We start from the raw sequence: 25486 nt of genomic DNA on the forward strand, positions 1-25486 counted from the left end.
CCGCGGTGTCGCTCAGACCCCGAAGTACAGCTCGTACTCGTAGGGGTGGGGGCGCTGCGCCATCGGCAGGATCTCGTTGTTGTACTTGTAGTCGATCCAGGTCTCGATGAGCTCCTTGGTGAACACGCCGCCCTCGAGGAGGAAGTCGTGGTCGTTGCGGAGCGCCTCGAGCGAGTCCAGCAGGGAGTTCGGCACCTGCGGGATGTTCGCCGCCTCCTCCGGCGGGAGTTCGTAGAGGTCCTTGTCGATCGGCTCCATCGGCTCGATGCGGTTCTTGATGCCGTCGAGGCCGGCCATCAGCTGCGCCGCGAAGGCGAGGTACGGGTTGCCCGAGGCATCCGGCACGCGGAACTCGATGCGCTTGGCCTTCGGGTTCGATCCGGTCAGCGGGATACGGATCGCGGCGGAGCGGTTCCCCGCGGAGTAGGCCAGGTTGACCGGCGCCTCGAAGTGCTTGACGAGGCGGTGGTAGCTGTTCAGCGACGGGTTGGTGAAGGCGAGCACGGCATGCGCGTGCTTGAGCAGCCCGCCGATGTACCAGCGCGCGATGTCGCTGAGCTGGCCGTAGCCGGCCTCGTCGTAGAACAGCGGCTTGCCCTCGAGCCACAGCGACTGGTGGGTGTGCATGCCCGAGCCGTTGTCGCCGTAGAGCGGCTTCGGCATGAACGTGACGGTCTTGCCCCACAGATCGGCGGTGTTCTTGATGATGTACTTGAACTTCAGGATGTCGTCCGCCGCGCTGACCATCGTGTCGAAGCGGTAGTTGATCTCCTGCTGACCTGCGGTCCCCACCTCGTGGTGTGAGCGTTCCAGCACGAAGCCCGACTCGATGAGCTTGAGCGTCATGTCGTCACGCAGGTCCGCGGTCTTGTCCACCGGCGCGACCGGGAAGTAGCCGCCCTTGAAGGGGGTCTTGTTGGCGAGGTTCCCGCCCTCCTCCTCTCGGCCGGAGTTCCAGGCCGCCTCCTCGGAGTCGACCTTGTAGAAGCTCTCACCCGAGGTGACCGAGTAGCGCACGTCGTCGAAGATGTAGAACTCGGCCTCGGGGGCGAAGAACGCGGTGTCGGCGATGCCCGTCGACGTCAGGTACTTCTCGGCCTTCTTGGCGACCTGACGCGGGTCCTTCGAGTAGATCTCGCCGGTGCGCGGGTTGTAGATGTCGAACAGCATCACCAGCGTGCTGGCCTCGCGGAAGGGATCGACGTACGCGGTCGTCACATCCGGGATCAGCTGCATGTCCGACTCGTGGATGCTCGCGAAGCCGCGGATCGAGGAGCCGTCGAACAGTTGACCGTCACGGAAGAAGTCCTCGTCGACCGTCGACGCGGGGATGTTGAAGTGCTGCTGGACACCCGGAAGGTCGGTGAAGCGGATGTCGAGGAACTTGACGTCGTTCTCCTCGATGTAGCGCAGCACTTCGGACGGTTCTGTGAACATGTACGACTCCTGAGAATGGGATTTGCGGTCTTCACCTGCATGTCCAGCGTAAGGGGAGGCCGTTTCCCGGCCGTGTCCGCCGTGTTTCGGGCATGTTACAGACGCTCGGTAGGCTGGAGGGGTGACGGATGCTGTGAACTCGTACCCCGGTGAGCGTCTCGGCCTCCCCGCCACCGGCCCCGGCAGCATCGCCAGGGTGGGCCGCCGCATCGGGGCGCTGGCGATCGACTACGCCGCCGCAACGATCATCGCCGTCGGGTTCCTCCAGTACGACCCGTGGGCGTCGACGCAGGAGTCGGGATGGCGGCTGTTCGCGCCCATGATGGTCTTCGCGGTCCTGAACATCCTCTTCATCCCGACCGCAGGAGGTTCGCCCGGGCACCGCATCCTGGGGATGCGGGTGATGCGGCTCGGCGGCGGATGGAGCGGCCTGTGGCGTCCGATCGTGCGGACACTGCTCCTCGTGTTCGTGATCCCCGCGGTGATCTGGGACGCCGATCAGCGGGGCATGCACGACAAGGCCGCCGGATTGGTGCTCCTCCGCGTCTGACCGGGTCAGTCCCGTCCGCGATTGCGGCGCCGGGTCTCCTTCGGAGCCCGTCCGCCCAGGAACGACCTCGCCGGGTCGACGACGAATCCGCGCCGCAGCGCCTCCCGGCCGATCAGCATGCGGAAGCCCATCTCATCGCGGTTGCTGAGGGTGACCTCGACCGTGATGACGCGCTCCACGAGTCGGATCCGCAGCTTCACGACGATCCGCGTCGCGGCATGCCCGGAGGAGCTGCGCACGGCGCGTCGATCGTGCACCGGGTACTCGGCGACCACGGTGTCGGCCGTGCTCTCCTGCCAGGGGCGGACGCGGAAGCGCACCCAGTCCGCTCCGTCGCGCTCGAACTCCTCGATGTCGAACGCGTGCAGCGAGGAGGTGCGCGCGCCGGTGTCGATCTTGGCCTTGATCCACTCGACGCCGAGGTCGGGGAGCCCAGCCCATTCACGCCAGCCTGTGAGCGTGTTTGAATGAGGTGTCCGACCCATTCCTACATCCTGGCAGGAAACGACCCCCCGTGAAGATCGCCGTCCTCTCGCGCGCCCCTCAGGCGTATTCGACTCAGCGCCTCCGCGCCGCCGCACAGCAGCGCGGGCACAACGTCAAGGTGCTGAACACCCTGAGATTCGGCATCGATCTGACATCGGACGAACCGGATCTCGTCTACCGTGGCAAGCCGCTGAGCGACTACGACGCGATCCTGCCGCGCATCGGCAATTCCATCACGTACTTCGGCACCGCGGTGGTCCGCCAGTTCGAGCAGATGGACGTGTACACGCCCAACACGGCGAACGGCATCACCAGCGCGCGCGACAAGCTGCGCGCCAACCAGATCCTGTCCCGGCATCAGATCGCGATGCCGCCGACCGCCTTCGTGCGCTACCGGGCCGATGTGCGACCGGCCATCGAGCGCGTGGGCGGCGCGCCGGTGGTCATCAAGCTCCTCGAGGGGACGCAGGGGATCGGTGTCATCCTCGCCCCGCAGGTGAAGGTCGCCGAGGCGATCATCGAGACCCTGCACTCGACGAAGCAGAACGTCCTGATCCAGAAGTTCATCGCCGAGAGCCGCGGGCGCGACATCCGCGCGCTCGTCGTCGGCGACCGGGTGGTCGCGGCGATGCGTCGTGTGGCGAACGGCGACGAGTTCCGCTCGAACGTGCACCGCGGCGGGACCGTGGAGCCGGTGAACCTCGACCCGGTCTATGAGCAGACGGCCGTGCGCGCCGCCCAGATCATGGGCCTGCGGGTGGCCGGCGTGGACATGCTGGAAGGCGAGGACGGTCCGCTCGTCATGGAGGTGAACTCCTCGCCCGGGCTGCAGGGGATCGAGGCGGCGACCGGACTCGACGTCGCGGGGGCGATCATCGACTACATCGCCGGACAGGTGGCGTTCCCCGAGATCGACGTCCGGCAGCGGCTCAGCGTCTCCACGGGGTACGGCGTCGCGGAGCTGGTGATGCACGCCGGCGCCGAGCAGGTCGGCAAGAAGCTCGGTGATCTCGGTCTGTGGGACCGCGACATCACCGTGCTGACCCTGCACCGGGGCGTCAGCGTGATCCCCAACCCCCGCAAGCACGTCGTCCTCGAGGCCGGCGACCGTCTGCTCTGCTTCGGCAAGCTGGACGAGATGCGCTCGATGATCCCGGAGCGCCCGCGCCGGAGGGCGAAGGTGCGTCGCCTGCCGAAGCAGCCACTCGGAGAGTGAAACCGAGAAGGGGCTCCCCACCATGGCGGGGGAGCCCCTTCTTCATCCGGGAGGTCAGCGCGGACGGGGTGCGCGCACCTTCGTCGGGTCGATGCCCTTCGGGATCGGCAGCGAGGAGAGCGACTGCGAGACGGAGTCGATGCGACGGATCACCGCGGCCATCGTGGCCTTGTCGATGGCCTTCGGGAGCTTCTTGATGGTCTTCGCGAGATCCTTGATCTGCACGTCGTCATCACCGTGACCGACGTAGAGCACGGTCACCGGCACGCCGTTGGCCACACGCTGCACCTTGGTGCGCTCTTCGTTCACGAGGCGCGTGAGACGGCCGCGGGCACCCTCTCCGATGACGACAACGCCGCCGCGGCCGACAGCCCGGTACACGGCTTCCTGCGTCTTGGGGTTGATGCCGACGGGGGTGTCGGACGCCTGCCACCTGCGGCCGAGACTGGAGCTGATCACGTGCCCCGTCGCACCGGGCATGCCGTCGATCTTGCGGTACATCGCAGACGTGGAGAGCCTCGTCATGAGGATCATCGCACCGAGCAGGCCGAGCATGAGACCGGTGATGCCCCACAGCACCATCGAGAGGATCGAGCCCGGGGAGGTCAGAGTGCCGATGAGGAGGCCGACGAGGATGCCGGCGACGATCGCGGCGAGCTGGGCCCAGGGCAGCCAGGGGAAGATCTCGCGCGTGAACCGGAACAGGGTCTTCAACTGGGAGAAGAACCCCGGTCTCTTCTCGGGTTCGGATGCACTCTTTGCCATGGAGTCCAGCCTACCGATTCCTCCTGTGGCCGGCGTACGGAGATCACTCTCCGCCCCGACCTCGAAGAACTGAGTTGCTCTCCACAGATCACGGTATCCGGTGCCATCGGTATCGGCCCGATGAGGTCGTATGGGGAGATGAGCGACTCGACCCTCGTCCCCGGAGCCCATCGTCGGATCCGCATGCTCGACTCCGGTGCGGGCCCCTGCCGCGGTTCCCTGGTCGCGGACGGAGACGAGGTGCGGGTGAGCGTGGACGCGGCAGAGCTTCGGGGCGGTGCCGTCTGGCGTTTCGCTGGGGCGGATCACGTCGTGGCTCCGCTCGATCTGGTGCGCAGGCCGGACGGTCTCGATGTGCTGCTGCTGTGGTGCGAGGAGCGCGTGACCGCATACCTGGGCAGGAGGGCGGCCGCGGAGGAGCCGCTGACCGCCGGAGAGGCGGTCACCCTCGCGGGGAGCCTGCTCCGCGGGCTTGCGGAGCTCGGGGCGGAGGAGGGCCCCGGGGCGTGGTGGCTGACCCATGCCGGCATGCCGGTCTTCGCCTTCGGGGAAGGCGCGGTGCCGGCCGCGGGGGCGTCGGAGCTCCTGACGCTCCTCGACGAAGGAACCCCGGACCGGGCTCTCCGGCGCGTCCTCTCTGAGATCGTGCGCGGACTGGAGGACACACGCGCGGCGCGGCGTCACCTGGAGCGCTGGGAGGCTGCGCTGCTGGAGCTGGCGGCGCCCCGGCCTCTGCGCCGTGACCCGGCACACGCCGAGGCTGTCGAGACGGTCTCGACGAGGCGTCCCGCATCGCGGGCGGTCTCGGACGCCCGGCGGCGCGACGGCGCCGGCGATCGAGGAGGACGGCCAGCACGGGCGGCGGACGCGCTACGCGCTCGAGCGTCGGCGATCCTGGGCATGGCGACCTCCAGGAGAAGGCCGGCGATGTCGGAGAGGAGGGCGATCGCGGGGAGAGCGAGCCTTCGTGGGAGGACGGCGACAGCGGCGACCGCGCCCACGGCGGGGGCGAGCGCAGGCCTCCGCGGGCGGACGGCCTCGAATGGAGACCGTCCGCGGCGCACCCGGAGGACCCCCGGCGACACCCGGAGGGGACCGGAGCATCCGGGGCCGGAAGGCGCGCATCGGCGCCGGCTGCTGATGGTCGGCGGGGCGGCAGCTGCCGTGGTGCTCCTCGGCGGCGTACTGTGGCCGGCGGACGATGGAGCGTCTCCGGCGGTCGCGGACCCGGCCTCCGCCGCGTCGTCCCCGAGGCCTTCAGCCTCTGTCGCGCCGAATGTCCGTGAAGACACCGAGGACATCACGACGGGCGCCGGGGGAGGGGGACCGGTGGACGATCCGGTGGCCGCGGCGAAGACGCTGATCGAGCGCATCGACTCGTGCCGCCGCGAGAACGATCAGGCCTGCTCGTCGGGGATCGCTCCTGACGCGGACGAGAAGGTGCGAGCCGCGTTGAGCGACGCCGGGGATGCCGAACCGCTGGTGCTCGTCGAGTCCTACGGAGATGTCGCGGTGATCAAGCGCGGTCTGCGAGGAGGGGCGCAACAACTGCTCGTGCTCGCCCGCCGGAAAGACGAATGGCTGGTCCGCGACGTGTATGACGTCGCGGACCAGCCAGGTTCGTGAGGTGCGCGTCAGGCTCCGAGCTGCGCGGCGAACTGCGCGGACTCGAGGCGGGCCTTGACGGCACCGAGGAAGCGTGCGGCGTCCGCGCCGTCGACGATGCGGTGATCGTACGAGAGGGCGAGGTACACGTACGAGCGGATCGCGATCGCGTCGACGCCGTCGACCTTCACGAGGCCGGGACGCTTGACGACCGTGCCGGTTCCGAGGATCGCCGACTGCGGCAGGAACACCACGGGGGTGTCGAACAGCGCGCCACGCGAACCCGTGTTGGTCAGCGTGAACGTGCCGCCGGCGAGCTCGTCGGGCTTCAGCTTGTTGTCGCGGGTGCGTGCGGCGAGATCGGCGATCTCGTGCGCGATCTGGGCGATGTTCTTGCCCGCCGCGTCACGCAGCACCGGAGTCAGCAGTCCGCGCTCGGTGTCGACCGCGATCGAGAGGTTCTCCGTCGCCGGGTAGACGATCTGGTCTCCGTCGACCGTCGCGTTGACGATCGGGAAGGCCTGGAGAGCCTCAGCGGCTGCCAGGGCGAAGAACGGCAGGAACGACAGCTTGTCGCCGGTCTTCTGCTGGAACTCGGCCTTGACCTGGTCACGGTAGTTCGCCAGAGCCGTGACGTCGACCTCGACCACCGTGGTCAGCTGAGCCGTCTGCTGCATCGATGCGACGGCCCGCTCGGCGAGCACCTTGCGCAGGCGCGACATCGGCTGCGTGGTACCGCGCAGCGGCGACACCTCGAGCGGTGCGGGAGCCGCCGGAGCCGCGGCGGCCGCGGGGGCCTGGCCCTTCGACTCCGCGGCCTTCAGGACGTCCTCCTTGCGGATGCGACCGCCGACGCCCGATCCCTGGACTGAGGCGAGATCGACGCCCTGCTGAGAGGCGAGGCGCCGGACCAGCGGGGTGACGTAGAGGCTGTCGGACGCCGGTGCGGCAGCGGCCGCCGGGGCTGCGGCGGGAGCCGGGGTCGGAGCTGCGGGAGCAGGAGCAGCCGGAGCCGGAGTCGCGGCCGGAGCTGCGGGAGCAGGGGCCGCCGGAGCCGTGGGTGCGGCGGGCGCAGCCGGGGCCGGAGCTGCGGCAGGTGCAGACGGAGCGGCTGCGGCCGCGCCCGAGCCGACACGGGCGAGCACGGCGCCGACGGCGATGGTCTCGTCCTCGGCGGCGACGATCTCCTGCAGCACGCCGGCGACCGGCGAGGGGATCTCGGTGTCGACCTTGTCGGTCGAGATCTCGAGGAGCGCCTCGTCGACCTCGACGTTGTCCCCGACCTGCTTGAGCCAGCGCGTCACGGTTCCCTCGGTCACGCTCTCGCCGAGCTCGGGGAGCACGACGTCGGTGCTGTCGCCGCCCGGGGCGGCAGCAGGAGCGGGGGCCTCGGCAACGGGGGCCTCGGCCGGAGCCGGAGCAGGCGCCTCCGCGGCGGGAGCGGGCTCGGCGGCCGGTGCGGCCTCGGCAGGGGCACCGGCACCGGAGCCGTCGCCGATGCGGCCGAGCAGGGCGCCGACCTCGACGGTCTCGTCCTCGGCCACGAGGATCTCCTCGAGCACGCCGCTGACCGGCGCGGGGATCTCGGTGTCGACCTTGTCGGTCGAGATCTCGAGCAGGCCCTCATCTGCCTGGACGGTCTCGCCGACCTGCTTGAGCCAGCGGGTTACCGTACCCTCTGTGACGCTCTCACCGAGAGCGGGGAGGACCACGGGTGTGCTCATGTCGGAGTCTCCTTAGGAAAGTTCGTGATTCTTCTAGTTTAGGGGCCTGAAACGCGCACCGTCAGAAAGCATTTCCACGATGCGCGAAAAAGCTTTCACAAAGCGTGCAGCGGCTTGCCCGCGAGAGCGAGGAAGGCCTCGCCGAGTGCTTCGCTCTGCGTCGGGTGCGCGTGGATGAGCGGGGCGATGTCCTCGGGGTGCGCCTCCCAGGCGACCGCGAGCTGCCCCTCGGTGATGAGCTCGCCGACCCGGTCACCGAGGAGGTGGACGCCGAGGACGGGCCCGTCCTTCTGCCGGACGACCTTCACGAGTCCTCCGGTGCCGATGATCTCGCTCTTGCCGTTGCCGGCGAGGTTGTACTCGTACGAGACCACCTGGTCGGCGCCGTGCTCGGCGATCGCGGCCTCCTCGGTGACGCCGACGGAGGCGACCTCGGGGCTGCAGTAGGTGACGCGCGGGATCTGCGATTCGGGGACGGGAGCCGGGGAGAGACCCGCGATGCGCTCGGCCGCGGCGATGCCCTGGAGGAAGCCGCGGTGCGCGAGCTGCAGGCCCGGGACGATGTCGCCGACGGCCCAGAGGCCGGGAACGCCGGTGCGCAGCTGCTCGTCGACGATCACGAAGCCGCGATCGACCGTCACGCCTGCCTCCTCGAACCCGAGTCCCGCGGTGGCGGGGCCGCGTCCGACGGCCACGAGGAGGTAGTCGGCATCGAAGGTCTTGCCGTCCTCGAGGGTGACGGTGACCGAGCTCTCGGTCTGCTCGGCGGACTGGAAGCGCACGCCGAGGTTGTACGCGATGCCCCGGCGGCGGAAGGCACGCTCCAGACCCTTGCTGAGCGCGATGTCCTCGTTCGGAGCGAGATGCGGGAGGGCTTCGATGATGGTGACCTCGGCACCGAACGAACGCCACACGCTCGCGAACTCCACGCCGATGACGCCTCCGCCGAGGATGAGGACCTTCTCCGGGACCTCTTCGAGTGCGAGCGCCTGCTCGCTGGCGAGGATGCGTCCGCCGATCTCCAGCCCCGGGAGCGAGCGGCTGTAGGAGCCGGTCGCCAGGACGACGTCGGCGCCCACGTAGCGGTCATCGCCGACGCGCACCGAGCGGTCCGGGTCGAGACGCCCCTCCCCGGCCACGACGGTGATCCCGCGCGCCTTGATGAGACCCTCGAGCCCCTTGAACTTCTTCGCGACGATGCCTTCGCGGTAGCTCTTCACACCCGCCGCGTCGATCCCCTCCAGTGAGGCGGTGACGCCGACGGAGGAGGAGTCGCGGATGTGATCGGCGACCTCGGCGGCGTGCAGCAGCGCCTTGGTCGGGATGCAGCCGCGGTGCAGGCAGGTGCCGCCGACCTTGTCCTTCTCGATCAGGGCGACCTTCTTGCCCAGCTCACTGGCTCGGAGAGCGGCGGCGTATCCGCCGCTGCCACCTCCCAGGATGACGACATCGAACTCATGGGTGGTCATCAGGCCTCCTCGACGGATGACTCGGCGAACGCGATCAGCGATCGGACGGTGGCCCCGGTGGGGCCCTTCTCGGTGAAACCGTAGGGCGAGCCCTTGTGCTCGCTGGATCCCGCGATGTCGAGGTGCACCCACGGGATCCGCGGGGCGCCGTCCTCATCGGAGACGCGGCCGATGAATCGCTGCAGGAACAGCCCGGCGAACAGCGACCCGCCGGAGCGGTCGCCCATGTTCGCGTTGACCATGTCGGCGATGGGGGAGTCGAGCGACTCCTCCATGTACTCGGGGAGCGGCAGCGGCCATGCGGGCTCGTCTGCGCTCTCAGCGGCGGTGAGATAGCGCGCCACCGCATCGTCCTCGCCCATGACCCCGGTGTGGCGCATGCCGAGGGAGACGATGATCGCGCCGGTGAGCGTCGCGACGTCGATGATGACGTCGGGGTGCTCGCGGCTCGCGGCGACGAGTCCGTCGGCGAGGACGAGCCGCCCCTCGGCATCGGTGTTGAGCACCTCGACGGTCTGCCCGTCGAGCATCCGCAGCACGTCGCCGGGGCGGGTCGCCCGGCCGGACGGCATGTTGTCCGCGATGCACATCCATGCGGTCATCCGCACCGGGAGCCTCAGCGACGCGACGGCGCGCAGCACGGCGAGGATGGTCGCCGCGCCCGCCATGTCGAACTTCATGCCGACCATGCCGGCCGGCGGCTTGAGGGAGAGGCCGCCCGTGTCGAAGGTGATGCCCTTGCCCACGAGGGCGATGTGCTTCCGGGCGCCGGCGGGGGAGTAGTCCAGCCGCACCAGGCGGGGCGGGCGGTCGGAGCCGCGTCCGACGCCGAGGATGCCGCCGAACCCCTGCGCGGCGAGGGCGTCCTCGTCGAGGACCTCGACGGAGACGTCGAGCCCGTCGACCGCCTCGACGGCGCTGTCCGCGAGCTGTGCGGGGCTCTGCCACTCCGCGGGGACGGAGACGAGGTCCTTGACCAGCGCGACCGCCTCGGCGACGGCCTGCGCGCGACACACGTCATCCTCACCGATCTCGGCGTGGAGCACGATCGCGCCCGCTTTCGAGGGGCCGCGATCGCGGCGGTAGTCGTCGAAGCGGTAGCCGCCGAGCAGCGCACCCTCGGCCGCGGCGGCCGCATGGGCGTCGGCACCGGGCGCGAAGCCGACGGCGACGGTGCCGACGCCGGTGAAGGAGCGGATCGCGCTCGCGACCGCGTCGCGCACGGACTCGGCGGTGGGGTCGGCGCCGGCGCTGACGACGGCGAACGGAAGCGCGGTCAGGGCGGGAAGGTGCACGCGGAGGAAGGAGGAGCGCTTCGCTCGATAGCCGACGCCGTCGAGCGCGTCTGCGAGGCCGGGATAGGCCTGGAGCGCCTCCGGGGCGGTGGCCGGATCGGGGATGACGAGCACTGCGGCGTCTGCAGCGCTACCGGGGAACGATTCTGTCGTGTGCGAGAGCGCGGGTAGCGTCATGCCTCCATCCTAGGAGCGCCGCCGGTCCGTCGGCGTCCGCGGGGCGGCGGCCGCGTGTTCGCTCTGAGCTTTCCGCGCGCGGCCTCCGCGGCCCCGGTGCCTCGTAGCATGGAGGCATGGCCTTCACCGGAAACGTCCACGAGCGCATCGCGAACGGTCCCGTCGTGCCGAGCGGGCTTCCGCTGGTGATCCTGCTGACGGGCTTCACCGATGCGGGCAACGCCGTGTCCGGTCTCATCGAGCACCTCGAGGCGACGGTCTCGCCCGAGCCGGTCGTGGTCTTCGACAATGACGTGCTGCTCGACTACCGTGCCCGCCGTCCGGTGATCTCCTTCGATCAGGATCACCTCACGGAGTTCCGTCCGGCCCGGCTCGAGCTCTCCCTGGCGCACGACGCTCTCGGACAGGCCTTCCTCCTGCTCTCCGGCTATGAGCCCGACTTCGCGTGGAACGCCTTCAGCGACGCGGTGCTGGACCTCGCCACGGAGTACGAGGTGTCCGGCGTCTCCTGGGTCCATTCGATCGCCATGCCCGTGCCGCACACCCGGCCGATCGGGACGACGGTCAGCGGCAACCGCCGCGACCTGATCGTGGCCCACTCCGTGTGGCGCCCGCGCACCCAGGTGCCGTCGACGGCGGGGCATCTCCTCGAGTACCGCTTCGCGCAGCACGGAAGCCGGGTGGCGGGCTTCGTCCTGCTCGTCCCGCATTACCTCGCCGACACGGAGTTCCCCGACGCCGTCCTCGTCGCCGCGGACCGGCTGATGACCGCGACGGGACTGGTGCTGCGCATGGACGACGTCCAGGAGCGCCGCGAGGAGTACACGGCCCGCGTGGATGAGCAGGTCGAGGGGAATGACGAGCTCACCCAGATGGTTCACACTCTTGAGCGGCGGTACGACGCCTACATGGCAGGCCGCGACCCCGAGGATGCCGACGAGGGCGGCTTCGACGAGCGGGACCTCCCGAGCGCCGACGAGATCGCGGCCGAGCTGGAGCGTTACCTGGCCTCGCGGCCGTCCGGTGAGGACGATCCCAAGCAGGGATGACGGGTGGATCACGGCGAACGGCGTCCGCACCCCGCTTCGTGTGTGATAATGGATGCTCGACCCGTTGTCAACCGTCGTTAATCGCGTTCGGACTTGACAAGGGTCTTACTAGTGTCCGAAATGGACCGGGGCGCGCGCACCGCCCCGTGAAAGGCGAAACGTGACTCAAGCCACGACCAAGAACCCGCGGACGAAGAACACCGAGACCGAGGCGGAGGACGCCGTGGTCGAGGCCGCCGGCGCGGCCGCCAAGAAGGCGCCTGTAAAGAAGGCTCCCGCCAAGAAGGCCCCTGCCAAGAGGGCCAAGAAGTCCGACGAGGAGCCCGAGGCCCCCGAAGAGGCCGCAGAGGACGTCGCCGATGAGGGCGACGACGAGGACGGCGCCAAGAAGCCGGAGTTCACCGAGCCGCTGCCGACCGGCGCGATCGTCATCTCCTCCAGCGAGGAGGACGACGTCCCCGTCTACTCCACGCAGATCACCGGCGCCACCGCCGACCCGGTCAAGGACTACCTGAAGCAGATCGGCAAGGTCGCGCTGCTGAACGCGGCCGAAGAGGTCGAGCTCGCGATGCGCATCGAGGCGGGTCTCTTCGCCGAGGAGAAGCTGTCGACGATGTCGGCCGCCGAGAAGTCCAGCCAGCTCGGCCTCGACCTGCAGTGGGTCGCCCGTGACGGGCAGCGTGCCAAGAGTCACCTGCTGGGCGCGAACCTGCGTCTGGTCGTCAGCCTCGCCAAGCGCTACACCGGGCGCGGCATGCAGTTCCTGGACCTGATCCAGGAGGGCAACCTCGGTCTGATCCGCGCTGTCGAGAAGTTCGACTACACCAAGGGCTTCAAGTTCTCGACCTACGCCACCTGGTGGATCCGTCAGGCGATCACCCGTGCCATGGCCGACCAGGCCCGCACGATCCGCATCCCGGTGCACATGGTCGAGGTCATCAACAAGCTCGCCCGCGTGCAGCGCCAGATGCTGCAGGATCTGGGCCGCGAGCCCACTCCCGAGGAGCTGAGCCGCGAGCTCGACATGACCCCCGAGAAGGTCATCGAGGTGCAGAAGTACGGCCGCGAGCCGATCTCCCTGCACACCCCTCTCGGCGAGGACGGCGACAGCGAGTTCGGCGACCTGATCGAGGACACCGAGGCGGTCGTCCCGGCCGATGCGGTGGGCTTCACGATGCTGCAGCGTCAGCTGGAGCAGCTGCTCGACTCGCTCTCCGAGCGCGAGGCGGGCGTGATCCGTATGCGCTTCGGACTCGGCGACGGACAGCCGAAGACCCTCGACCAGATCGGAGACACCTTCGGCGTGACGCGTGAGCGCATCCGCCAGATCGAGTCGAAGACGATGGCGAAGCTGCGCCACCCGAGTCGTTCGCAGTCGCTGCGGGACTACCTCGAATGATGGCGGCCGCACCTCAGGCGCGGTCGGCGGGTCCCCGGTACATCGTGCCGGTGCTGGCGGGGAAGCTCGCGCGTTTCGCGACCCGTCTGCGCGGCGGCGGCTCGGCGTTCCCGGGCTACCTCACCAACCGGATGGCGCCGACGCTCCTCCCGACCCTCGCGGGGCAGTTCCGCTACGGCGTGGTCTTCGTGCTCGGCTCGAACGGCAAGACGACCACGACGCACATGATCAGTGAGGTGCTGCGCGCGCACGGCCTGCGCGTGTTCACCAATCCGACCGGCGCGAACCTCCCGCAGGGCGTGACGAGTGCGCTGCTGGCCGATGCGACCCTCACCGGCCGCATCCGGGCGGACGTCGCCGTGCTCGAGATCGATGAGGGCTTCGCCGCCGATCTCGCCGACAGGCTCTCGCCGTCGGTGATCCTGTCGCTCAACGTTCAGGTCGATCAGCTGTACCGCTTCTACGAGACCGAGCGCGTGGCCGACATGATGTTGGAGGCTTCGACCAGGGCCTCCGGGCACGTCGTGGTGAACCGCGACGACCCCTACCTGTCGAAGATCGACGAGAGCGCGATGCGCGCCCCGGTCTCCTTCTTCGGCGTGGCGGAGGAGATCGTGGCCGCCTCGGCGCACGGCCTCGCCAATGCGACAGACACACGGAGCGGCACGGCGGGGACCGTCGACCGCGGCGCTTTCGCGGAGGTGCGGGAGGTCTCCGGGCGGCAGATCGTCGTGAACGTCGACGGAGCCGAGGTCCGGGTGGCCCTGCCGGCTCGCGGGCTGCACTACGCCGCGGACGCGGCGGCGGCGCTCACGGTCGCTGCACGAGTGCTCGGCGACGAGTTCCGGATCCCGGACGCGGAAGCCGGCTTCGCGAAGATGGCTCCGGCCTACGGGCGCGGGGAGGTCATCCCTCTGCGAAGGGACCCCGCAGGCGAACAGGTCGAGTTCGTGATGTTCAAGAACGGGCCGAGCCTGCAGATGAACCTGGACGCCCTCGAGAGCGCTCCCGAGCGGGCGCTGATCGCGATCGACGAGGGCACGCCGGACGTGTCCTGGCTCTATGACGTCGATTTCCAGGCGCTGCCCCGCATCGATGTGGTGACCGGCGAGAAGGCCTATCAGCTCGCCCTCGCCCTCGAGCACGCCGGGGTCGAGATCGGCACCGTCGAACCGGACATGGAGAAGGCCGTCGCGATCATGCGATCCTTCGACGAGACCTCGTCGGGCCGCCAGACCTGGTTCGTCAACTACGAGCTCATGATGATCGGCCGTCGCATCCTCGGCCACGGCGATCAGGAGGTGGCGCGCCGATGACGCGGGTCAACATCGTCCAGCTGTACCCCGTCGAGCTCGGCGTGACCGGCGACCGCGGCAACGTGCGCGCTCTGGAGGCGCGCCTGCAGGCTCGCGGGATCGATGCACGGATCACGCGCGCCGGGATCGGCGACGCCGTCACGGATGACGCCGATCTCGTCGTGATCGGCAACGGTCCGCTCTCCGCGCTCCGCGGCGTCCATGAGGACCTCGCCGCGCGCGCAGGCTGGCTCGAGCAGTTCGTCTCCGATGGCGGCGCGCTCTTCGCGATGGGCGGGTCGGCCGAGCTGCTGGGCGAGGGCATCGACCTCGTCGAGGGCGATCGTGTCGCCGGTCTCGGCATCCTGCCCTATCGCGTCGCCCGTACCCGGGACCGGCGCGTGGGCTATGTCATCGTGGACACCCCCGACGTGCGCGTGGTCGGATTCGAGGACCATGCCTCCGAGTGGACGCTGAGCGAGGGCGACGCCGCCTACGGCACCGTGGTCGTCGGACGCGGAAGCTACGACAGGGGCGCGCAGCGCGGCGAGTACGTGCGCCGCGGGAACGCCATCGCCGGCAACGTGCAGGGGCCCGTGCTGCCGCTGAACCCCGCACTGAGCGATGTCCTGCTCGCCGCGGTGGCGCAGCGACGCGGCTTCGAGCTGCCCGTCGCTCCCGCGGGGCGCATCGACGAGTACGCCGGCGAGGCGCGCGCGACGATCGAGCGGATCATCCACGACAAGGGCTTCAAGACCATCCAGCTGTGAGATCCGATTGGCCCGGAGCGGCCGCTCAGCGTGATGCACCTAGGGTGGAAGGCGTGCCAGACAGTCTTCGCAGCAGTGTCCCGCGCACAGAGGTCTCCCTCGGCGCCCTGCGTGCGGGAGCACGCCGCGCCGTCGAGGCCGGCGGCCGGGTCGCCGACCTCCGCGGCGACGCGTGGGGGCATGGTCTGCTGCCCGTCGGCCGCGAGATGGTCGCCTCCGGGGCGGCCTCCCTCCTGGTCGACGAGGACGACCTCGCTCGGTGCACCGCCGCGGGGCTCCCGGCGCAGGTCGACGGTGAAGCCGACCTCGATCCGCTGCTGCTCTACGGGCTCCCGGGTTCCGGCGGGCTCCCGGCGATGCGGCTGTACGGCACGGTGATGTCGACCAAGCGGCTCCGGGCCGGCGACGCCGTGTCATACGGATACACCCACCGAGCCGAGGCCGATACGACGGTCGCCCTCGTGACCGGTGGCTACGCGCAGGGGATCGTACGCGCGCTCGGGAACCGGGGGCACGTCGAGATCGGCGACAGGCTGCGTCCCATCGTGGGCCGGGTCGCGATGGACGTGTGCGTCGCGGACCTCGGGGGAGAGGACGTCGAAAGCGGTTCCGAGGCGACGTACTTCGGAGGTGCGGGGCCGGCTCGTGAACTGCTCGGCACCTGGACAGCGGCGACGGGGTTGACGACGGGCGAGCTGATCGCGGTGGTCGGTGCGAAGACCGAGCGGAGGTGGACGGAGTGACCGCGCCCGTGCTGGAGATGTCGCGGTCGGTGTTCCGTGCGAACATCGCCGCCTGCGCCGAGCGGATCGCGCCGAGTGCGCTGATGCTCGTCATGAAGGACGATGCCTACGGGCACGGTCTGGACTGGACCGTTGAGGCCGCGGACGGCGTCGCCTGGTTCGGCGGCTACGACGTGGGCACGGCGCTGCGCATCCGCGCCCTCCGCGGCACCGCCCGGGTGTTCGCCTGGGCGACCTCCGAGGACGACGAGATCGAGACCGCCCTCCTCGCGGGCATCGACCTCGGCATCGGCACGGCGCCCTATCTGCGGAGGGTGATCGCGCAGGCGGGCCGCCTGCAGCGCAGGGCACGGGTGCACCTGAAGATCGACACGGGGTTGCACCGCAACGGCGTGCGCCCCGAGGACTGGGAGGCCTTCGTCGCCGAAGCGAGAGCAGCGGAGCATCGGGGGCTTCTCGAGGTGGTGGGCGTCTGGAGCCATCTCGCGGAGGCGAGCGACGCCGAGGACGACGAGGCGGCCGCGGAGTTCCGCTCCGCCGGTGACGCGGTGCGCGCGGCGGGTTCGTCACCGGAAGTCGAGCACCTCACCGCCTCGGCGGCGTCCTGGTGGCGCCCCGAACTGCGCGGATCGCTCTGCCGGATCGGCGCCTTCTGCTACGGCATCCGCTCGGCCGGCGGCCCCGATATCCCCGGCACGGCTCCGGTGGCCGGGCTGCGGGCATCGGTGAGAGCGGTCGACGGGGACGAGGTCACCATCGGGATCGGCGGGTTCGACGGTCTGCCTTCCACGATCGCCGGGGCGGAGGTCGGCACGCCGGCGGGCGCGCGTCCGCTGCGTTCGATCGGCGCGACCACGAGCGTGGTCGGGTCCTGGCCCGATGCCCGCGTCGGCGACGACGTATGGCTCTTCGGCGCGGGCGGTCAGGGGGAGCAGGACGCCACGGCCCTCGCCGAACGGATCGGCACCGTCGGCGAGGAGATCGTCACTCGGCTCTCGCCCCGCGTACGGCGCGTCGTCGGGGAATGAAAGGCGCCTCCCCGTCCGGAGACGGAGAGGCGTGGAGAGCCGCTGCGGATCAGACCGCGTCGGCGAGGCGCGCGGTCTCGTCGTGCCAGCTGGTGGCGATGGCACGCAGCTTCTCTTCGTACTTGCGTCCGTGGTGGGCGCAGAACAGCAGCTCAGAGCCGTTCACCTCGGCCGCGATGTAGGCCTGAGCGCCACAGGAGTCGCACCGGTCCATGGCGGTCAGGCGGTACTCGACGGTGGACGTCTCACGTTCGGTCGTAGCGTTCATCTCGGTGCCTCCTCAGCGGTCGATGTGCTCTGCGGAATGTGTTCAATACAACCACGCCCTGCCTGAGGGCATGCCCGGATTCCGGCGTGTTTCGCTCAGCGCGTACGCCGGTGGCGCCAGAGGGCGCTTCCGCCGCGTGTTTCCAGGAGTGTCGCCGGTATCCGGGGGTGACACACGAATAGAATCGAGGATTGTGACCGCCGAGTACTCCGCCCACCACCTGCAGGTTCTCGAGGGCCTGGAGGCGGTTCGCAAGCGCCCCGGCATGTACATCGGCTCGAACGGTTCGCCGGGACTGATGCACTGCCTCTGGGAGATCATCGACAACTCCGTCGACGAGGCGGTGGCGGGCAACGGTGCGCGCATCGAGGTGCTCCTCCACTCCGACGGCAGTGTCGAGGTGCGCGATCGCGGACGCGGCGTTCCGGTCGACGTCGAGCCGCGCACCGGACTGACCGGCGTCGAGGTCGTCTACACGAAGCTGCATGCGGGCGGGAAGTTCGGTGGCGGCTCCTACGCGGCCTCCGGCGGTCTGCACGGCGTCGGCGCTTCGGTGGTCAATGCACTGTCCGAGCGTCTCGACGTCGAGGTCGATCGCGACGGTAAGACCTATGCGATGTCCTTCCACCGCGGCGAGCCCGGTGTCTTCGCCGACGAGGGCGCGCCGAGCCCGACCGCGCCGTTCACCCCGTTCGAGAGCAAGAGCGAGCTGCGGGTGATCGGCAAGGTCGCAAAGGGCGTCACCGGCACGCGTGTGCGGTACTGGGCCGACCGGCAGATCTTCACCAAGGACGCGGCGTTCCAGCTCGGTGACCTCGAGACGCGCGCACGGCAGACGGCCTTCCTGGTCCCGGGGCTCGAGATCGTGATCCGCGATGAGCGCGCCGCCGGCGAGGGAGCGGAAGCGGCGGAGACGGAGACCTCCTACCTCTACGAGGGCGGAATCGCGGAGTTCGTCGATTTCCTCGCCGCGGATGCCCCGGTGACCGACACCTGGCGTCTGCAGGGCACCGGAGGCTTCACCGAGACGGTGCCCGTGCTCCAGGCCGACGGGTCGATGAAGGCCACCGAGGTGCACCGCGAGTGCACCGTCGACATCGCCCTGCGATGGGGCACCGGCTACGATACGGTCACCCGCTCCTTCGTGAACATCATCGCGACGCCCAAGGGCGGAACGCATCAGCAGGGTTTCGAGCAGGAGCTGCTGAAGACGCTGCGCGGGCAGGTGGAGCAGAACGCCCGCCGTCTGAAGGTCGGCAACGACAAGCTGGAGAAGGACGACGTGCTCGCCGGTCTCACCGCCGTGCTGACCGTCACGGTGCCCGAGCCGCAGTTCGAGGGTCAGACCAAGGAGGTGCTCGGCACGCCCGCGGTGCGGACGATCGTCGCCCAGGTCGTGCGCAAGGAGCTCGCTGCACGCTTCTCGTCGACCAAGCGCGACGACAAGAGCCAGGCCTCGATGCTGCTCGACAAGATCGTCGCGGAGATGAAGGCACGCGTCTCGGCCCGGGCGCACAAGGAGACCCAGCGCCGGAAGACCGCGCTCGAGTCGTCGTCGCTGCCCGCCAAGCTGGTGGACTGCCGATCGAACGACGTCGCCCAGTCCGAGCTCTTCATCGTCGAGGGTGACTCCGCGCTGGGCACGGCCCGGCACGCGCGCAACAGCGAGTTCCAGGCGCTGCTCCCGATCCGCGGCAAGATCCTCAACGTGCAGAAGGCGTCGATCGGCGACATGCTCGGCAACGTCGAGTGCGCGGCCATCATCACGACCATCGGCGCGGGATCGGGGCGCACTTTCGACCTGGAGACCGCGCGCTACGGCAAGGTCATCCTGATGAGCGACGCGGACGTCGACGGCGCGCACATCCGCACGCTGCTGTTGACGCTCTTCTTCCGCTACATGCGACCGCTCGTGGAAGCCGGACGCGTCTTCGCGGCCGTCCCTCCGCTCCACCGCGTGATCGTGATGAACCCGGGGTCGAAGCCCAACGAGACGATCTACACCTACTCCGAGGCCGAGCTGCACACGTTGCTGGCCAAGCTGCAGAAGGCTGGCAAGCGCTGGCAGGACCCGATCCAGCGGTACAAGGGGCTGGGGGAGATGGACGCGGACCAGCTCGCGACCACGACGATGGACAAGAGCGGACGGCTTCTGCGCCGTGTGACGATCGCCGATGCGGAGTCGGCCGACGCGGCGGTGCGCACGTTCGAGCTGCTCATGGGCAACGACGTGGCGCCGCGCCGCGAGTTCATCATGACGTCCGGCGATCGGCTGAGCCGCGAGTCGATCGACGCCTGACCACGCGTTCGACGACCCGGTCCGCACGTGACCATCGTCGGGGCGGCACCGGGCCGGAGAGGGAGCCGCTCGACGACGTCGTCGCCGGTCGGACGCAGGATCAGCCGATCGCGCGTCCGACCGATCCGACCACCGCGTCGAGAGGCTGACCGGAGGCGTCGCGCTTCGCGCCGGGTTCCGGAAGCTGGCGCGCCGCGCCGTCGGGTCCGAGCGCCCGAGGGTCGACGCCTGCCCAGGCGAGCCGTAGCCGATCCTCGCCCTTCAGGAACGCGTGCGCGCGCACACCGCCGGTCGCACGGCCCTTGCCCGGGAACTCCGCGAAAACGGAGACCTTGGCGCGCCCGTTGTCGGTGCCGGCGAGCACCGTGTCCGCGCCGGACACGGTCACCACGACGGCGTCCTCCGGGGAGTCGACGACCGAGAACGCGATCGCCTCGGCACCGGTGCTGAGCTTGATCCCCGCCATGCCCCCGGCGGGAGCACCCTGCGGGCGGACCTGGGACGCGGCGAAGTGCAGCAGCTGCGCGTCGGAGGTGATGAACACGAGCTCGGCGCCGTCCGGCGCCGCGGCGGCGCCGATGACGGCGTCCTTGGGCTTGAGGCCGATGACCTCCAGCTCGGGCCGCACGGCGAGACCCGACGGGACGATGCGCTTGACGACGCCGTCCTTGGTGCCGAGGGCGAGAGGGGTGTCGTCATCGAACCGCAGGAACGCGAGCACGCGCTCCGAGCGGTCGGTGATGCCGAGGTAGTCCGCGATGCGCACGCCGGCGCCGAGGCCGACCGAAGCGGGCGGAACGGCCGGGATGTCCATCGGCGTGAAACGGACCACCCTCCCGCGGCTGGTGACGGCGCCGACTTCGGAGCGCGTGGTCGTTCGCAGCGAGGAGAGGATCGCGTCGTGCTTGCTGCGCCGCGCCGGAGTGGGGATCTCGGCGTCCGGCTCGACGTCGACGCGCACGGCGCGCCCGGTCGTCGAGAGCAGCAGGGTGGTCGGCGCATCCGCGATCTGGAGCTCTGCGGCGCTCTTCGCGGAGCGCTGCTTCGGCGGTGCGGCGTTCAGCAGCAGGGTGCGACGGGGGGTGCCGAACTGCTCGGCGACCGCGTCGAGCTCCTGCGCGACCTGAGCGCGCACGAGCGCGGGGTCCCCGAGCAGACGCTCCAGCTCCGCGATCTCGGCGAGGAGCTTGTCGCGCTCGGCCTCGAGCTCGATCCGGGAGAACTTCGTCAGTCGGCGCAGACGGAGCTCGAGAATGTACTCGGCCTGTACCTCGTCGAGCTCGAAGACCTGCTGGAGGCGGGTGCGCGCGGTCTCGGCGTCGTCGGAGGTGCGGATGACCTGGATCACCTCGTCGATGTCGAGGATCGCCAGCAGGAGACCGCGCACGAGGTGGAGCCGCTCGTTGCGCCGGGCCAGGCGGTACTCACTGCGGCGGGTCACGACCTCGATACGGTGACCGACGTAGACCTGCAGCAGTTCTTTGAGCCCGAGCGTGCGGGGCTGCCCGTCGACGAGCGCGACGTTGTTGATCGAGAACGAGTCCTCGAGCGGAGTGAACCGGAAGAGCTGGTCGAGCACGGCGGCGGGGTCGAAGCCGGTCTTGACCGTGATGACGAGACGCAGCCCGTTCTTCCGGTCGGTGAGGTCCTGCACATCGCTGATGCCCTGGAGCTTCTTGGCGCCGACGGCGTCCTTGAGCTTCTCGATCACCCGCTCGGGGCCCACCTGGTAGGGGAGCTCGGTGACGACGATGCCGGTCCGGCGCGGACCGAGTGACTCGATGGAGGTCTTCGCGCGCACCTTGAACGCGCCCCGCCCGGCGAGGTAGGCGTCCTTCACGCCGTCGAGTCCCATGAGCACGCCGCCGGAGGGGAAGTCCGGCCCCGGCACGAACTCCATCAGGTCCTCGGTGGTGGCCTCGGGGTTCTCGAGCAGATGGGTCGCCGCCGCGACGACCTCGATGAGGTTGTGCGGCGCCATGTTCGTCGCCATGCCGACCGCGATGCCGCTCGCGCCGTTGACGAGCAGGTTCGGGAACGCGGCCGGGAGCACGGCGGGCTGCTGGAACTGGCCGTCGTAGTTCGGCACGAAGTCGACGACGTCCTCGTCGAGGCTCTCGGTCATCGCGAGCGCCGAGGCAGCCAGGCGCGCCTCGGTGTACCGGGAGGCCGCGGGCCCGTCGTCCAGGGATCCGAAGTTGCCGTGTCCGTCCACCAGGGGGACGCGCAGGGAGAAGTCCTGCGCCAGGCGGACGAGGGCGTCGTAGATCGCCGAATCGCCGTGGGGGTGGAGCTTTCCCATCACCTCGCCGACGACGCGGGCGCTCTTCACGTGCCCTCGGTCGGGACGGAGGCCCATCTCGGCCATCTGGTAGAGGATGCGCCGCTGGACGGGCTTCATGCCGTCCCGCGCGTCCGGGAGGGCGCGGGCGTAGATCACCGAGTACGCGTACTCCAGGAACGAGCCCTGCATCTCCTGCGAGAGATCGATGTCCTGGATGCGCTCGTCGACCGGTTCGGGAGGAGTGGTGCGGGCCATGTGCTTCCTGGGAACGGATCGGGTGTGCCGACGGATGTCGGCGGCGGGCCGTCGTGCCACCGGATGCCTGTCGGGGAAGGCGCCTGTGGAAGACTGGCGACGATGTCATTCATGCTACCGGCCGTACCCGCCACGACGCGGAGCATCGCCGGGGTTGCGCCCGACCTGCTCGCCTCGCTCCGCTCCTCGTCGGACGTCCTCCCCGCCGTGCGGTCGGCGGTGCTCGTGGTGGTGGACGGGCTCGGCGCGATTCCGCTGCGGGCGCATGCCGGGCATGCGCGGACGCTCGCCGGAGCGATGGCCAAGCGCGATGTCGCGGTGTCCGTTTTCCCCACGACGACGTCGGCCGCGCTCACCTCGATCCTCACCGGGGCCCTGCCCGGCCGCCACGGGATGGTGGGCTACCGCGTCCTCGATCCCCGTCGCGACGTCCTGGTCAACCAGCTCACGGAGCTCGACGACCCCGCGATCGACCCCGCCGCCTGGCAGCCGCAGCCGACGGTGTTCGAGCAGGCGACCGCAGCCGGGCGCCCTGCGCACGCCGTCGCGATCGCCGAGTACGCCGACAGCGGCCTGACGAGGGCGACGCTCCGCGGCGCGCGGTTCCACTCCGGTGCGACGCCCGCCGACCGGGTCGACCTGGCGGTCGAGCTGGCCGCGGCCTCCGAGGGGTCGCTGGTGTACTGCTACATCCCCGAGGTCGACAAGGCCGGGCACAAACACGGCATCGACTCCGCGGAGTGGGTCGCCGCGCTGGAAGACGTGGACGCGGCGCTGTCGCGCCGCCTGCCGCCGGGCGTGGGGGTGCTCGTGACCGCGGACCACGGGATGGTCGACGTGCCCCCACACCGTCAGATCGTCCTCGATGAGGGGGACGGCTGGCACGAGGGCGTACGGCACATCGGGGGCGAGCCCCGGATGCTGCACGTCTATCTGGAGCCCGACGCGGATCACGAGCGGGTCCTCGCACGCTGGCGCGTCGATCTGGAGGGGATCGCCGAGGTCGCGACCCGGGAACAGGCGATCGCCGCCGGAGCCTTCGGCGACGTCGTGACGGACGCGGCCGCGGGGCGCATCGGCGACCTGCTGGTCATCGCCCGCGGCAACCGCGCCCTCTACGACGGTGCCGCCGAGGATCAGCGCGGGCGATCCATGGTCGGACAGCACGGCGCGCTCACACCGGAAGAACGCCAGGTGCCCCTCCTGAGGCTCGGCGCCTACGCGCGCTGAAGCCGACGCCGGGGTCACTCGTCGGTGCGCGCTCCGAACACGATCTCATCCCACGAGGGCATCGCGTTGCGGCGGCGTCGCCGTCCTGCCTGATCCGAGGAGGAGTCCTCCGAAGGGCGCGCCGCAGGCTCGACGGGCGCGGGAGCGGACGGCTCCTCGGCCTCGTCGTCCAGATCCTGGAACAGGGAGATCAGGCCGGCGTCCGGATCCTCACGGCGATCCTCGGCCGGGCGGCGCTCTTCGGGTGCGGGGGCGTCGACATCGTCCTCGAAGAGGGGAGCGCTCTCGCGCTGTCCGCGTCGACGCCGAAGGGCCTCGAGCAGATCGGCGGTCTCGCTGCTCGTCGTGGACTGATTCGGCGCGTGCCGGGCGGCGGCGTCCTGGACGGCGGCGCTTCCGCGCTCCCGCTCCTCCTGCGCTTCCTCCTGAGACTCCTCGGCCTGCTCGGGGACGGGCAGCAGGCGCGGCCCGAAAGCGCCGGAGTCGAAGCGGGAGTCGTCTTTGTAGGGGGAGACCTTCTCGGCCTCGACGGCGCGCAGCCGGGGGATGAGTCCTTCGGGCAGTGAGCCCTGCCGCGAGAGCTGAGTCGCATCCGTGTTGATCGGGGAGAGGGCGCTGCGCCGCGGGTCGAAGCTCCAGCGGGCGTCGTGCTCGACCTCGTTCGCGGTGAACTCCAGCTTCACGATCCAGCCGGACTCTTCCTTCCAGCTGGCCCAGCGCTCATCCGCTGCCTGCAGATCGGCGAGCTTCTCGCGCACCGCGGTGCCGAAAGTGGGCTGCGCATCGGGCTCGACCTCGCTCCCGATCAGCACGGGGACGGCGAGAGCCTGCCCCACGATGTGCTCGCGCTCGGCGAGGACGGGGCCCTCGAAGCGGCTGACGTCCTCGACGGTCACGCCGAGCAGGTCGGCGACCTCCTGCGCGGACAGGCCGGCGCGGATCTGCGCCTGGATGTCGCGCGGGCTGGCGGCGAGGCGTGCGGGTGCGGCGTCCGCGTCGCGGGTCGCACGGCGGATCTCGCGGTGCAGGACGTCGTCGATGGGCAGAGCGAACCGCTCGCCCGATTCGGTGGCGAGCACGAGGACGCCCGCCTCAGTGCCGACGATTGTGACGTTTTCCATGCGAATGCCCCTCAGGATGGGTGTGCGTTCATGGTGTCACGGGGGTCTCATAAGACCCGGGAATACCCTGGGCGCGCCGTGAGTTTTCCCACGCGCAGGTCGCGGTATTTGCGAAATCAGCCGCGGTCGTGCAAACTATGGGCCGCCGACACCCGACGGCCAGCCCGAACAGCAGTCTGAAAGTAGAGATATCCCGCATGGCAACGGACTACGACGCCCCCCGCAAGAGCGAAGACGACTCCGAGTCGATCGAGGCCCTGAAGGAGCGCGTTCCGGACACCCGATCCGGCTCCGGCGATGTCGAAGACGCGGACAACCCCACCGGGTTCGAACTGCCCGGCGCAGACCTGTCCGACGTCGAGCTCGACGTCGTCGTCCTCCCCGCTCAGCAGGACGAGTTCACCTGTATGAGCTGCTTCCTCGTGAAGCACCGTTCGCAGCTCGACCACGAGGACGCCTCGGGGCCGATCTGCAAGGAGTGCGCGGCCTGATCCTCTGATCCCGCCGTCGCACCGCGACCTCGCGCCCCGATCGTCAGATCGGGGCGCGTTCTGCTGTCTCCCGTGCGCGACGGATCGCCGCGGCGAGCCGGTCGGGGGTGCGTGACGACACCGTCCAGCTCGGATGGGGGTCGTCCGGGTCGGTGAGCGGCACGACCACCACTCCGTCCACACCGCCGCGGATCAGGTGCCAGCCGTCGCGGGGGAGTCCGGGGCCCCGCGCGTTCCTGGCCTCGTCGCCCGCGAGCTGGGCGGCATCTCCGAGCCAGCGGGCGTCGATGTGCGCGCGCCCGACGCGCACGGTGGTGCCGTCGACGCGGATGACCGGGGACAGCAGCACCGCGGCCGCGACGAGGACGAGGGACACGCCGCCGCCGATGAAGAGCGCGAGCGTCGAGCCGATCGGGACGAACACCAGCGTGACCATCGGTCCGGCGAGCGCGATGGTCACCAGCATCCACAGGCTCGGCGTGAGCCGCTCCCGGTACTGGGGACGTGTGTCGGGGGTGGAGTTCTGCATT

The 25486-nt window shown here is 70.0% G+C and carries 22 protein-coding genes; 12 read left to right on the top strand and 10 right to left on the bottom strand.

Annotation, left to right across the window (positions count from 1 at the left end; translation table 11 throughout):
* Nucleotides 1-12 precede the first annotated feature (12 nt).
* Nucleotides 13-1437: a type I glutamate--ammonia ligase gene (gene glnA / locus ABWO84_RS05920; protein ID WP_353113522.1), complete on the bottom strand. Its 1425-nt coding sequence runs from the start codon at nt 1435-1437 to the stop codon at nt 13-15.
* Nucleotides 1438-1558: 121 nt separating this feature from the next.
* On the opposite strand from glnA, the gene ABWO84_RS05925 reads away from it, so the two are divergent.
* Nucleotides 1559-1987, top strand: a complete 429-nt coding sequence (locus ABWO84_RS05925) for an RDD family protein (RefSeq protein WP_353113524.1) — start codon at nt 1559-1561, stop codon at nt 1985-1987.
* Between the two features lie 5 nt (nt 1988-1992).
* Here the strand turns inward: ABWO84_RS05925 and ABWO84_RS05930 are convergent, their stop codons facing one another.
* A complete protein-coding gene (locus tag ABWO84_RS05930; RefSeq protein ID WP_353113526.1) occupies nt 1993-2472 on the bottom strand; it encodes an ATP-dependent zinc protease family protein in 480 nt (159 codons plus the stop codon).
* A 29-nt stretch (nt 2473-2501) separates the two neighbouring features.
* On the opposite strand from ABWO84_RS05930, the gene ABWO84_RS05935 reads away from it, so the two are divergent.
* Entirely contained in the window at nt 2502-3689 is a 1188-nt protein-coding gene (locus ABWO84_RS05935; protein ID WP_353113528.1) for a RimK family alpha-L-glutamate ligase, read from the top strand.
* A 54-nt stretch (nt 3690-3743) separates the two neighbouring features.
* On the opposite strand, the gene ABWO84_RS05940 is transcribed toward ABWO84_RS05935, so the two are convergent.
* A complete protein-coding gene (locus ABWO84_RS05940) occupies nt 3744-4454 on the bottom strand; it encodes a DUF4191 family protein (RefSeq protein WP_353113530.1) in 711 nt (236 codons plus the stop codon).
* A 138-nt stretch (nt 4455-4592) separates the two neighbouring features.
* Between ABWO84_RS05940 and ABWO84_RS05945 the strand changes: the two genes are divergently transcribed.
* The gene (locus tag ABWO84_RS05945) at nt 4593-6080 is read left to right on the top strand and encodes a hypothetical protein (RefSeq protein ID WP_353113532.1); all 1488 of its coding nucleotides are present in this window, start codon (nt 4593-4595) and stop codon (nt 6078-6080) included.
* Nucleotides 6081-6088: 8 nt separating this feature from the next.
* On the opposite strand, the gene sucB is transcribed toward ABWO84_RS05945, so the two are convergent.
* The 3 genes from sucB to ABWO84_RS05960 all read right to left on the bottom strand — a co-directional run bounded on the left by sucB (nt 6089) and on the right by ABWO84_RS05960 (nt 10724).
* A complete protein-coding gene (sucB, locus tag ABWO84_RS05950) occupies nt 6089-7783 on the bottom strand; it encodes a 2-oxoglutarate dehydrogenase, E2 component, dihydrolipoamide succinyltransferase (RefSeq protein ID WP_353113534.1) in 1695 nt (564 codons plus the stop codon).
* Between the two features lie 95 nt (nt 7784-7878).
* Nucleotides 7879-9252, bottom strand: a complete 1374-nt coding sequence (gene lpdA, locus ABWO84_RS05955) for a dihydrolipoyl dehydrogenase (RefSeq protein ID WP_353113536.1) — start codon at nt 9250-9252, stop codon at nt 7879-7881.
* On the bottom strand, nt 9252-10724 hold the full coding sequence (locus tag ABWO84_RS05960; RefSeq protein WP_353113538.1) for a leucyl aminopeptidase: 1473 nt from the start codon (nt 10722-10724) through the stop codon (nt 9252-9254). Before ABWO84_RS05960 ends, lpdA begins: the two co-directional genes overlap by 1 nt.
* A gap of 116 nt (nt 10725-10840) precedes the next feature.
* On the opposite strand from ABWO84_RS05960, the gene ABWO84_RS05965 reads away from it, so the two are divergent.
* The 6 genes from ABWO84_RS05965 (at nt 10841) to ABWO84_RS05990 (ending at nt 17008) form a co-directional block, all read left to right on the top strand.
* A complete protein-coding gene (locus ABWO84_RS05965) occupies nt 10841-11773 on the top strand; it encodes a proteasome assembly chaperone family protein (protein WP_353113540.1) in 933 nt (310 codons plus the stop codon).
* A 160-nt stretch (nt 11774-11933) separates the two neighbouring features.
* Entirely contained in the window at nt 11934-13172 is a 1239-nt protein-coding gene (locus tag ABWO84_RS05970; RefSeq protein ID WP_353113542.1) for an RNA polymerase sigma factor, read from the top strand.
* Nucleotides 13172-14488 carry a MurT ligase domain-containing protein gene (locus ABWO84_RS05975; protein WP_353113544.1) on the top strand — a complete coding sequence of 439 codons (1317 nt, stop codon included), beginning with the start codon at nt 13172-13174 and terminating at the stop codon, nt 14486-14488. Before ABWO84_RS05970 ends, ABWO84_RS05975 begins: the two co-directional genes overlap by 1 nt.
* Nucleotides 14485-15237: a glutamine amidotransferase gene (locus ABWO84_RS05980; protein ID WP_353113546.1), complete on the top strand. Its 753-nt coding sequence runs from the start codon at nt 14485-14487 to the stop codon at nt 15235-15237. Before ABWO84_RS05975 ends, ABWO84_RS05980 begins: the two co-directional genes overlap by 4 nt.
* A gap of 53 nt (nt 15238-15290) precedes the next feature.
* Nucleotides 15291-15980, top strand: coding sequence for an alanine racemase C-terminal domain-containing protein (locus ABWO84_RS05985; protein ID WP_353113548.1), 690 nt, complete (start codon nt 15291-15293; stop codon nt 15978-15980).
* Nucleotides 15977-17008, top strand: coding sequence for an alanine racemase (locus ABWO84_RS05990; protein WP_353113550.1), 1032 nt, complete (start codon nt 15977-15979; stop codon nt 17006-17008). Before ABWO84_RS05985 ends, ABWO84_RS05990 begins: the two co-directional genes overlap by 4 nt.
* Nucleotides 17009-17057: 49 nt before the next feature.
* Here the strand turns inward: ABWO84_RS05990 and ABWO84_RS05995 are convergent, their stop codons facing one another.
* The gene (locus ABWO84_RS05995; RefSeq protein WP_353113552.1) at nt 17058-17276 is read right to left on the bottom strand and encodes a DUF7455 domain-containing protein; all 219 of its coding nucleotides are present in this window, start codon (nt 17274-17276) and stop codon (nt 17058-17060) included.
* Between the two features lie 193 nt (nt 17277-17469).
* Between ABWO84_RS05995 and ABWO84_RS06000 the strand changes: the two genes are divergently transcribed.
* Nucleotides 17470-19575: a DNA gyrase/topoisomerase IV subunit B gene (locus tag ABWO84_RS06000; protein WP_353113554.1), complete on the top strand. Its 2106-nt coding sequence runs from the start codon at nt 17470-17472 to the stop codon at nt 19573-19575.
* A gap of 100 nt (nt 19576-19675) precedes the next feature.
* Here ABWO84_RS06000 and ABWO84_RS06005 read toward each other — a convergent pair whose 3' ends face one another.
* On the bottom strand, nt 19676-22114 hold the full coding sequence (locus ABWO84_RS06005; RefSeq protein ID WP_353113556.1) for a DNA gyrase/topoisomerase IV subunit A: 2439 nt from the start codon (nt 22112-22114) through the stop codon (nt 19676-19678).
* A 102-nt stretch (nt 22115-22216) separates the two neighbouring features.
* Between ABWO84_RS06005 and ABWO84_RS06010 the strand changes: the two genes are divergently transcribed.
* Nucleotides 22217-23344 carry an alkaline phosphatase family protein gene (locus tag ABWO84_RS06010; protein WP_353113558.1) on the top strand — a complete coding sequence of 376 codons (1128 nt, stop codon included), beginning with the start codon at nt 22217-22219 and terminating at the stop codon, nt 23342-23344.
* A 14-nt stretch (nt 23345-23358) separates the two neighbouring features.
* Here ABWO84_RS06010 and sepH read toward each other — a convergent pair whose 3' ends face one another.
* A complete protein-coding gene (gene sepH / locus ABWO84_RS06015) occupies nt 23359-24465 on the bottom strand; it encodes a septation protein SepH (protein ID WP_353113560.1) in 1107 nt (368 codons plus the stop codon).
* Nucleotides 24466-24662: 197 nt separating this feature from the next.
* On the opposite strand from sepH, the gene ABWO84_RS06020 reads away from it, so the two are divergent.
* Complete coding sequence (locus ABWO84_RS06020; protein ID WP_353113562.1) at nt 24663-24956, top strand: DUF4193 domain-containing protein; 294 nt, start codon at nt 24663-24665, stop codon at nt 24954-24956.
* Between the two features lie 43 nt (nt 24957-24999).
* On the opposite strand, the gene ABWO84_RS06025 is transcribed toward ABWO84_RS06020, so the two are convergent.
* Nucleotides 25000-25485 carry a DUF3093 family protein gene (locus ABWO84_RS06025; RefSeq protein ID WP_353113564.1) on the bottom strand — a complete coding sequence of 162 codons (486 nt, stop codon included), beginning with the start codon at nt 25483-25485 and terminating at the stop codon, nt 25000-25002.
* Nucleotide 25486 lies beyond the last annotated feature (1 nt).

The sequence above is a fragment of the Microbacterium sp. genome (assembly GCF_040394595.1).
Lineage (GTDB): Bacteria > Actinomycetota > Actinomycetes > Actinomycetales > Microbacteriaceae > Microbacterium.

Coding starts and splice junctions, on each gene's coding strand:
- sepH (WP_353113560.1), bottom strand. CDS start 24,465: ATGGAAAACGTCACAATCGTCGGCACTGAGGCGGGCGTCCTCGTGCTC.
- ABWO84_RS05975 (WP_353113544.1), top strand. CDS start 13,172: ATGGCGGCCGCACCTCAGGCGCGGTCGGCGGGTCCCCGGTACATCGTG.
- ABWO84_RS06025 (WP_353113564.1), bottom strand. CDS start 25,485: ATGCAGAACTCCACCCCCGACACACGTCCCCAGTACCGGGAGCGGCTC.
- ABWO84_RS05930 (WP_353113526.1), bottom strand. CDS start 2,472: ATGGGTCGGACACCTCATTCAAACACGCTCACAGGCTGGCGTGAATGG.
- ABWO84_RS06020 (WP_353113562.1), top strand. CDS start 24,663: ATGGCAACGGACTACGACGCCCCCCGCAAGAGCGAAGACGACTCCGAG.
- glnA (WP_353113522.1), bottom strand. CDS start 1,437: ATGTTCACAGAACCGTCCGAAGTGCTGCGCTACATCGAGGAGAACGAC.
- ABWO84_RS06005 (WP_353113556.1), bottom strand. CDS start 22,114: ATGGCCCGCACCACTCCTCCCGAACCGGTCGACGAGCGCATCCAGGAC.
- ABWO84_RS05965 (WP_353113540.1), top strand. CDS start 10,841: ATGGCCTTCACCGGAAACGTCCACGAGCGCATCGCGAACGGTCCCGTC.
- ABWO84_RS05995 (WP_353113552.1), bottom strand. CDS start 17,276: ATGAACGCTACGACCGAACGTGAGACGTCCACCGTCGAGTACCGCCTG.
- ABWO84_RS06010 (WP_353113558.1), top strand. CDS start 22,217: ATGTCATTCATGCTACCGGCCGTACCCGCCACGACGCGGAGCATCGCC.
- ABWO84_RS05980 (WP_353113546.1), top strand. CDS start 14,485: ATGACGCGGGTCAACATCGTCCAGCTGTACCCCGTCGAGCTCGGCGTG.
- sucB (WP_353113534.1), bottom strand. CDS start 7,783: ATGAGCACACCCGTGGTCCTCCCCGCTCTCGGTGAGAGCGTCACAGAG.
- lpdA (WP_353113536.1), bottom strand. CDS start 9,252: ATGACCACCCATGAGTTCGATGTCGTCATCCTGGGAGGTGGCAGCGGC.
- ABWO84_RS05940 (WP_353113530.1), bottom strand. CDS start 4,454: ATGGCAAAGAGTGCATCCGAACCCGAGAAGAGACCGGGGTTCTTCTCC.
- ABWO84_RS05960 (WP_353113538.1), bottom strand. CDS start 10,724: ATGACGCTACCCGCGCTCTCGCACACGACAGAATCGTTCCCCGGTAGC.
- ABWO84_RS05945 (WP_353113532.1), top strand. CDS start 4,593: ATGAGCGACTCGACCCTCGTCCCCGGAGCCCATCGTCGGATCCGCATG.